Genomic DNA, 1,938 nt, shown 5'->3' on the forward strand with positions numbered 1-1,938 from the left:
GTACCTGCAGCGTCTCAAGCGCATCGAAGGCCAGCGCGGGGCATCTCCCGGATGGTCGATGACGAGAAGTACTGCATCGATATCCTCACGCAGATCAGTGCCCTGACCAGTGCGCTCCAGGCGGTGGGGCTCGGGCTGCTCGACGACCATCTCTCGCACTGTGTCGTAGACGCAGCCGGTCGGAGGGCAGAGGCGCAGGAGAAGCTCAAGGAGGCGAGCGACGCGATCGCCCGCCTCGTGCGCTCCTAATAACCCAGGCCCCAGGCCCAGGGGCCCCAGGCCCCAGGCCCCAGGCCCCAGGCCCCCGGCCCACCCCGAGCACAAAAGTCGGTGTCAGTTTGGGCAGGAAAACCGGGTGAGATCCCGGTCAACCTGGCCCAAACTGACATCGACTTCGTTTGGCGGGTGCCGGAAAGCTAACCCGCGCTCGCGAACTCCCGCTTCGGCGACCGCATCGCGATAGCGCTGACGATTGCACCGGCGAGCGCGAGGCCGGCGGCCCCGAGGAACGCCGCCGAGTAGCCTGCCGTCAGATTGACTGGCGAGGGGTCGATTCCCGCGACGCCGTATGCAACGGCCGTGAGGATTGCGAGGGTGAGGGCTGAGCCGATCTGGTAGCTCGTGCTGACGAGGCCAGACGCGACGCCCGTCTCCGCCGGCGGCGCGGCGTTGATCGCGGTGCCAAGCGAGGGTACGAACGTGAGGGACATGCCGAGCGCCGACAGTAGCGACGCGGGGAGCACGTCAACGACGTAGCTGCCGTCTGGACTGATGAACGACATCCACAGCAGGCCAGCCGCGAGGATCACGAGGCCGGTGACGATGAGCGGCTTTGCGCCGAACCTCGTCTGCAGTCGGGGCGCGAGCCCGACCATCACGAGCACAACGAGGCCGGTCATCGGGAGCAGCGCGGCACCGGCCGCGAACGCCGAGGCGCCGAGCACTTGCTGGAGGTACAGGTTCAGGAAGAACCACATCGACACCCACGCGCCGCCGAGCACGAGCTGCGCGCCATTCGCGGCGCCGAGCTGCGGTGCCTTCAAGAGTCCGAGGCGCAGCAGCGGCGTGCGGGTGCGTGATTGGATGACGAAGAACGCGATGAGGAGGGCAATACCGATGGTGAGTGCGCCGATGGTGGTCGGCGTGAGCCAGCCAACCTCCGGAGCCATGACGATGCCGTAGACGACGGCGGCGAGGCCACCGGTGACAGTGACGGCCCCGGCGATGTCGATCGGGCCAGATGCGCCGCGCTCGGTGCGAGGAAGCGCGGTCGCGGTGAACGCGAGCACGATGAGTGCGAGGGGGATCGTTGCGTAGAACACCCAGGGCCAGCTCGTGTACTCGGTGAGCACCCCGCCGATGAAGACGCCCGCGGCGCCACCGATGGGGGCGGCTGCGCCGTAAATCGCGAATGCCTTCGGGAGGTCTGAGGTGCCACCGAAGAGCATCATGAGGAGCGTGAGCGCTGCGGGTGCGATGAGGGCTGAGCCCGCTCCCTGGATCGCCCGACCCGCGATTTCCGCGCCGACCGAGGTCGCAGCTCCGGCGAGGACGGAGCCTGCAATGAGCACGAGCCAGCCGGTGGCAAAGATCTTTTTCGCGCCGAAGGCGTCTGCGAGGCGCCCGCCGAGGAGGAGGAGGCCGCCGAACGCGACAACGTAGGCGTTGAATACCCAGGAGAGCGACTCGGCCGTAAAGCCGAGGTCGCGCTGAATGTAGGGAAGTGCGACGCCGACGATGGAGGTGTCCATGATGACGACGAACTGCGCGGTGGCGATGAGCGCGAGCCCGAGCCACTTCTTTGCAGGGGATATTGACCTTGGGGATGACATGCGGGTTTCTCCTCAGAACGTGCCGGCGATTCCGGCTGCCCCAAAGCATATACCTATAGGGGGTAGGGGTATGCGACTGCGGTGCTCTACCGAGGAAAACACCCCC

Annotated in this window: 1 protein-coding gene and 1 pseudogene; one reads left to right on the forward strand and one right to left on the reverse strand. The window is 66.9% G+C overall.

Translation table 11 applies throughout. The features are described 5' to 3' along the window. Positions 1–249: pseudogene (locus tag SD72_RS16650) on the forward strand (metal-sensitive transcriptional regulator); the annotation flags it as partial. Between the two features lie 167 nt (positions 250–416). Here the strand turns inward: SD72_RS16650 and SD72_RS16655 are convergent. After that, entirely contained in the window at positions 417–1,832 is a 1,416-nt protein-coding gene (locus SD72_RS16655) for an MFS transporter (RefSeq protein WP_042545593.1), read from the reverse strand. Positions 1,833–1,938 lie beyond the last annotated feature (106 nt).

Source organism: Leucobacter komagatae, assembly GCF_000834055.1.
Taxonomy (GTDB): domain Bacteria; phylum Actinomycetota; class Actinomycetes; order Actinomycetales; family Microbacteriaceae; genus Leucobacter; species Leucobacter komagatae_A.